Origin of the sequence: uncultured Dialister sp. (assembly GCF_900538805.1) — a bacterium.
In the GTDB taxonomy this organism is placed as follows: Bacteria; Bacillota; Negativicutes; order Veillonellales; family Dialisteraceae; genus Dialister.
In genome coordinates this window covers 1-7,400 of the sequence record NZ_UPZP01000102.1, presented here as the reverse complement: position 1 = coordinate 7,400, position 7,400 = coordinate 1, and the positions used below count along the sequence as shown (strand labels likewise).

General features: G+C 54.7%; 3 protein-coding genes. All 3 read right to left on the bottom strand.

The window, feature by feature from the left end:
- Positions 1-399: 399 nt before the first annotated feature.
- The 3 genes from QZQ29_RS08110 to QZQ29_RS08100 all read right to left on the bottom strand — a co-directional run bounded on the left by QZQ29_RS08110 (position 400) and on the right by QZQ29_RS08100 (position 7,021).
- Positions 400-5,085: an EAL domain-containing protein gene (locus QZQ29_RS08110; RefSeq protein WP_296962172.1), complete on the bottom strand. Its 4,686-nt coding sequence runs from the start codon at positions 5,083-5,085 to the stop codon at positions 400-402.
- A gap of 626 nt (positions 5,086-5,711) precedes the next feature.
- Positions 5,712-6,617: a sensor domain-containing diguanylate cyclase gene (locus QZQ29_RS08105; RefSeq protein ID WP_296962170.1), complete on the bottom strand. Its 906-nt coding sequence runs from the start codon at positions 6,615-6,617 to the stop codon at positions 5,712-5,714.
- A gap of 62 nt (positions 6,618-6,679) precedes the next feature.
- Positions 6,680-7,021, bottom strand: coding sequence for a DUF192 domain-containing protein (locus QZQ29_RS08100; RefSeq protein ID WP_296962168.1), 342 nt, complete (start codon positions 7,019-7,021; stop codon positions 6,680-6,682).
- Between the last annotated feature and the right edge of the window lie 379 nt (positions 7,022-7,400).

Here is a 7,400-nt window from a genome sequence, read left to right as displayed (position 1 = left end):
TCTCACGTGATTTTCGGGTCGCTATCGCTCCCCTGCAAATCACGTTCGCTTGCCACCCCTATGCAGGGGGCAGAATAAAACCTCTACGCTTACCTGTCGTATCATATTGCACCATGCTGAGCACCCATAGTCCCACCAGCGAAGCTGGGGGGAAGGTGGTGCCGACAGGCACCAAAGGGGGCATTTCCTCCATGCTGCTTTTGCAAGTTTGGCCACCTACGGTGGCCACCCCCTATCCGGCTGCGCCGGACTTCCCCCTATTCAGGGGGCAGAATAAAACCTCTCTACCCTTACCTGCTGTTTCATGTGGCACCATTGCCCAGCGTCCATAGTCCCACCGCTTTAGCAGGGAGAGGCCAGTTTTTTAGGGAAGCGCGGCTCCTTCAGGCCGTAGACCTTTTACTTTTCCCTCTCTCTTTTATTCTCATACATTTTCCCATCGATGACGCCCAGCATTTTTTCCATGGGTGGGAAGGGGGCGGTGAAGACGGCATGGCCCAGGGAGACGGAGAGGTTTCTCCGTTTAAAGCCTTCCTTGATGGCTTCTGCCATGGCCGCTGCTCCCTGTTCATCCATGTCCGCTGCCACGGCGAGGAATTCGTCGCCGCCCAAGCGATAGGTATGGGTAAGACCCGCTTGTTCGGCCAGAGCGCCGGCGGTGTGGCGGATGGCTTCGTTGCCGCTGTGGTGGCCTTTCCGGTCGTTGATTTTCTTCAAATTGTCGATGTCGCAGTAGAAGAAGGCGGTTTTTGTGCCTTCGGGGATGGATGCGGCATAGTCTTCAAAGGCCCTGAGGTTGCCGGCACCGGTGAGTTCGTCGGTGTGGCCGAGGCGGTACATTTCTTTCAGCATGTCCCTGTTTCTTACCAGGATGGCGAAGATGCGGGTGAGGGTACGGAGAAGGAGGCCGCCGCCTTCGAAGCATTCGGGAGCGGGGTTCACGATTTCGATGAATCCCAGCCGCTGTCCCTGCAGGGTGAGGAGACCTGTGGCCATGCTCCTGAGGCCCTGCACATAGACCTTTTGCATACCCAGGTTTTTCGCCATGCGGGGTACGTCGTTTTCCAGCACGATTTCCCTCTGCTGCAGGTAGTCATAGAAGGGGCGGACTTTTTCTTTGGAAATATGCTGCAGTTCGTCTTTTCGGGCGGGCAGGGAGGGCCTGGTCCATTCGTAGGTGCAGTGAAGTTCCTTCTCATCTTCTTCCATGATGAGGATGCGTTCAGCCTTCAGGAAACCGGCCATTCTTTCCATCATTTTCAGGAGTCCCTTTTCCGGATCCTTTTCCGAAAGCCCGGCGGCAATGATGTCGTTGGCCTGCACTTCCCGATAGATTTGTTCATTTTCATGAAGGTAGTGGGAGAGATAAGTCTGCAGGCCGATGGACGTATTGAAACGGACAGTCTTTCCCCTCCAGGAAACCAGGGTTTCCCGCATAAGGAAATCCACGCCGGTGGTGGGATTGTGGAAAATCCAGGTTTCAAACCGGTCTCTCTGAAGGTTAGGCACCGGGCAGAAGCTACAGGGCGCTTTGCCGTCTCCCCAGAGTTCATAGCATTTCTTTCCCTGCCAGTGGTAGTCATCAGGGAATCCCGAATTTTTCATCATGGCCCGGTTTACATAAAGCACTTCCCAGGTCTTCGGGTCCGTAATGGTTACGGATTCATCGGCTTTGTCGAATTTCTCCCTTTCAAAGACGATGCGGTCGCCGGACTGCAGGGATTCTCCGTAGTGGTGCTTTTCTCCCACCGCCAGCCGGTCGGTGAGGAGCTGCAGCATGCCGTCGATGCTGGATGTTTCTTTGCGGCTCACCATGGCATACTGCAGGTAGAGGGTGACGGAGGCCCCTTTGATTTCCGTGATGTCATGAATCCGATTCGCTGCATGGAGGAGTCTCTCTTCCATATCCTCATGGCCCTCTTTTTTGAAGAAGAAAATGAAGGAGGATGTGCTGATGCGGGAGAGGGACATGTCCAGGCGGCTCACGGTGGAAAGGATTTCCACCACCTTTTCCAGAAGGGCCTTATGGACCTCTCTGCCATAGGCATGCTCCACCTCATCCATGGCAGGCACGTTCACCTGCACCGCCATGTATTCTTCCCGGCGGTGCTGGTAGTTGTCCTCATACTTCAGTGCCGCCGCAATCATGCCCCGATAGGAAGCAAGGCCGGTCTCGCTGTCCACGAAGGAGAGCCGCCTTTCTTCTTCCTCCAGTTCCTTTTCTTCGGACATGTCGTGGAAATATCCGGCAAGACCTACGATTTTCCCGCCGTCATACACGGGGAATTTCGTGGCGGCAATGGATTTCAAACGGCCTCTGACCAGACAGCTGCCGATGGCGTGACGGACCGGTACGCCCAGAGCCAGCACTTCCTTTTCTATCTGTTTGAATGGTTCATTATCCACGTGCCATTCCATTTCCTCGTCCGTCTTTCCCAGCACCCGGTCAGACGTAAGGCCATAGTAGGAAAGGAAATCCCGGCTCACTGCCACGAAGCGGCGATTCTTATCCTTCACAAACCATTTGATATAGCTATGCTCCTGAAAGGCGGAAAAGACGGCGGCCTTCTTTCGCCATTCATCGGTAAACCGGTCTTCAGGCACCACAAAGGAATGGACATAGGTATCCAGGATGGCCTTTCTGTCCCAGGTCCTTTCGATACTGGCATTCTTCACCACCAGCAGAATATCCTTCTCCTCCGTGCGGTAAAGGATATAGGCTTCCAATTCCTTCCAGGCATAACGCCCGTCACTTTCCCTGACGCGGAACATTTCGCAGGGAGCGTAGCGGTTTTTCTCTGTGCCCAGGCTGTAAAGCACGTCGGGCTTGACGAAATGAAGGAAGCGCTCCCGGTCTTCGGGGAAAATCTTTTTCTTTGCATACCGGGAAAGTACATCCTCCGCCGGTATCCTGTCCCCCGGCCGGGCAGTTGCGCAGGCCGTTTCCAGGATTTCCAGCGTTCCCTCCTTCACATGGTACAGGCTGACTTCCTCAGAAAGCGCAATGGTGCGGCGCAGCAGGCTGTCAAAGTTTTCCGCCATCTTTATTTTCTCATCGGACAGGAGATTGTACACCGAAGATTCCCCGGCATAGAGACCTTCATCCCCTGCCAGAATCTCGCCGGAAAGCTGGAAATAGAGACCATTGTCCATGAAGGTCATGGTCTGCCTGTCCCGACAGTCCATAAGCCTTTTCACGAAAGCAAGGATTTTATCCCGCAGCGGGAAATCGGGATTCCGGAGAGACCGGTTGATTTCTTCCACCGAAGAAATAGATGTGCCTGCCAGATTCTTCTTATGAGCCTCATTCTGGTACAGCATGGTCAGATGGCGTCCACGGCCCACATACAGGGCCACCGGTTCGTGGGTCACCACATTCACCAGTCCCAGCCTGTTAATCACCGCTTCCTCCGCAGCGCTTTCCATTTCCACATTTCTTTCCTTCATCCATCTTTCTATGTCCGCCCAGGGAAGAGGACGGCTGTAGAAATAGCCCTGTATTTTCTCGCAGCCCATATTTTTGAGGAAATCCACCTGCTCTTCCGTCTCCGCCCCTTCCGCCAGGGTGTGGACCCCCAACGTCTTGGCCATGACCACGATGGATTTGATAATTTTCCTGCTTCTTTCATTGAAATGGCGGAGGAAGGACATATCGATTTTCAATTCATCCAGGAAGAAATTGTGGAGCACATTGAGGGAAGAATAGCGGCTGCCGAAATCGTCCAGCCAGCACTCATAGCCGGCCCTGCGGAAATCGGCGATGGCCTTTTTCAATAATTCCTCACTCTTCACCAGGGCGGACTCGGTGATTTCAATGCGGAGAAGTCTTCGTGGCAGCTGATAGCTTTTCACCACTTCTTCCACGTCCGCCAGAGGATTTCCCGTTTCAAAATCCACACGGGACAGGTTGATGGACACCGGTACCACCGGAAGGTCATTATCCCTCCGGAATGCCAGGAACGCCGCCACCTGCTCCAGAATATACCGGTCCAGCTTATAAATAATGCGGGCATCCTCCAGTACCGGGATGAAAAGGGACGGCGTCAGGAGTCCCTTTTCCGGATCCTCCCAGCGGGCCAGGGCCTCCATGCCGCAGAGTTTTCCCGTCAGCGTGCGGATCACCGGCTGGAAATACACCTTGATATGCTTTCCGACAAGGGCCCCGTCGAAATGGCGCAGCACATAGGCCCTATTCTCCAGCTCCGTGCCCATAGAACCTTCATACACCACAAAGCTCTTCGACCCGTCTTTCTTGATGGAGTCGCAGGCAATCTTCGCCATATCAAAGGCATTGCGCAAAATGGAAACCGGCGGCATTTCAAGGCCAAAATCGCAGATGCCTGCCTTCAGCTGCACGCTGGGGTCATCGATATACCGGTTCACTTCCTGCATCATGGCGGAAAGCCCCTCAGGCAGCCGGCTCCTCGACCCCAGGAGGAAGAAATTGTCGCTGCCCTGATGGCTGGCCAAATCGCCGGGGAAATAGCGGCTCAAGGCCTCCGCAATTTTCTGCAGCAGATAATTTCCTGCCTCCCTGCCGCGGGAAGCGTTGTAAAATTTGAAATTGGTGAGATTGAAATACATGGGGCAGTGCACGCCGAACTCTCCCCTATCCTTATCTGCCCTCGCCGCCTCCAGCGCCTTCTTCAGGAACACCGGATGGGACAGGAGCCCCGTCAATGGATCCCGGAGGGTCAAAGAAGAAATCACCTTTTTCGGCACCAGGCTCAGGATCCACACCGCCCCCGCCTTCGGCAGCACCGACTGTGCCAGCGCTCCCTGCAGACGGCGGAAATGACCGTCCCTGGTACGGCAGTTAAAGGATACATAATACTGCCCCTCCCCCACCTTCCGGGCAGAAGAAGCATCCACCTCCGAAAGAGGCCGGTAATCCGAAAGCTCCACCATACCCCGGAAGGAGCAGCCGGTAAAGGACAAAAACTCCTCAAAGCTGTGGCACTTGTACATGCGAATCAGCGAGCGGTTCGCAAAAAGGATGTCCTCCTTCCCGTTGTCTCTGATAACACAGATTCCTTCGGGAAGATCATCAAAATGGAAATCAAAAGGTGCGGATTCTTTCATCATGGTCATGCCTCGGAATAAATGAATGGAAAAGAGCTGCGGCTTACGCCGCAGGTTATGGCCGCCTACGGCGGCAGGTTGTATAAAAGGGTTGTGTTCGCTTCGCTCAAGGGGCAACAGCACCTTCGCCGCTGAGGGCGGTGAATAGCCGTTTCGCAGCAGGGCGCAATAGGGAAAACATGCAAACCAGGCTGCGCCTGTGGGAAATGCACCCCTACCCCCGTAGAGGGGAAGTTTGCGTTACTCTTACCGTCTGTGTCATGTGGCACATTGCTCAGCATCCATAGTCCCACCAGCTATGCCGGGGTGGCAAGCGAACACGATTCGTAGGGAGCCCTTGGGCGACTGAGAATCGTGTGAGACGCTTTCCCGTGGAGGAAGGTGGTGCCGACAGGCGCCAAAGGGGGGCGCCGCCCTGCCGCGAAGCGGCCCCCTTCCACCACTAACGTGGTCCCCCTCCCCCTGCAAGCAGGGGGAGGCAAGTTCTGAGGAAAGGCGCCGCAGGCGCCCACCTTCCTTGCCGCGCAACGGCCACAACCTTTGAGCGGAAGCGAACTCAACCTGCCTGCGGCAGCAGGCCATAACCTGCCGCGCCAGCGGCGCCCCTTAGGCCGCTATAGCGGCCTATATCACATTTCATCATGGACGATGGTATTTCTTCCTTTTTTCTTTGCCTCAAACATATACCCGTCAGCCCGGGCGATGATGGAGTCTATGGTGTCCCCCTCCCTGGCGGCGGTGATTCCTACGGACATGGTGACGTGGAGGGGGCCCGAGTCGTGATGGATGAAGGCGCGGCTCACGGTCTGCTGGAAGCGGGCGGCAATGGGAAGAATGTCGGTGCGGTTCTTGATGGGATAAATACCGATAAATTCCTCTCCGCCCCAGCGGCCTATGGTATCGGTTTTACGGATGGCACCGGTGGCAGCTTTGGCAAACATTTTCAGCATGGCATCCCCCGCCTGGTGACCATAGCGTTCATTAAAATCGTGGAAATGGTCGATATCCGCAAAGAGCACCGCGAAGGGTCTGTGCAAACGGTGGAATTCAGAGAAACGGAGCTGCAGGGCTGCATGGAGGAACATACGGTTCGGCAGGCCCGTCAGCGGATCATGGTAAGCCAGGGAATACAGATTCTGTACAATGCGGGTTTCCCGGTCCAGGAAATTCAGAATTTCAAAAATTTCCGCCACCAGCTTGATATGCCCTTCCTCATCGGTAAGAGGAACGAAATGGGCACTGATGACCACCATGTATCCCTTCTTGTGGGTAAAAACCAGTTTCTTTGAAAAAGGCTCCTTCTTGTCCATGCAGTGCAGAAGAGGACAGTAGGTTTCGCAGAGCGGCGTCCCCACCTCATCCATATGGTTCAAATCCGTATCAGGGCAGCGCCGCCCCACCATTTCCCCGGCACTGTATCCGGTAATATGCTCCGCCTCTTTATTCCAGTACACAATGGTACGATCTGGCTTCACTATGTATACTCCATAGGGGAAATTTTCTACCAGCTGAAAGAAATCCTTTTCATTAACCAAGGCAGCATTCCCTCCCTTCCTTTATTACAGTTTGTTTTTTAAGCGTTTCTATAATACATATCTTATAATTTCCGCATACCGATTGCAAGTCCGAGACGCTCAGCCTCTCCCGCTTTCATCTCCAGCACCGAAGACGCCTTCATGCACGCCGAGAGACCTATCCAGGGATGAAGATGAGAAACGATTTTAACGATGGTCATGGAGGAATCAAAATACACCGCATCAATGGCAAACCTCATAAAGCACATGTGAATGCTGTTCGTGGACCGAAGAAACAGCCCCTTGCCGGAGGGAAGGGGGGCGCGGAGCATGAGCCCCTTAAACCGGGCCCACCAGCTCACCGCCATCTCCACGGAAATGGAAATCTCCGGATGGTTTTCAAAAGACCAGACTTCTTGTTTCAAGATGATTTCTCCTATAAAAAAGACCGTGAAGGGATTCACGGGGATAGGGCCGCTCCGCGGCCCGGGTTCAGAGGGTTCAGAGGGTTCAGAGGAAAAGGTTCTTAAGATTGACGGCCCTGCCGGGCCGAGGGTTCTTAAGTTTGATGGGCCCTCTGGGCCCAAGGGTTGTGGTGGCGCCCTGTCAGGCGCATTTTATATTCCGCTTCGCGGAGCTTTGTTGTCCCACCGCTTGCGGGGTGGCAAGCGAACACGATTCGTAGGGGAGCGACAGCGACCTGAGAATCGTGTGAGACGCTTTCCCGTGGAGGAAGTTGGTGCCGACAGGCACCAAAGGGGGGCACCGCCGCAGGCGGCATCATACTGGCGCCGCAGGCGCCCA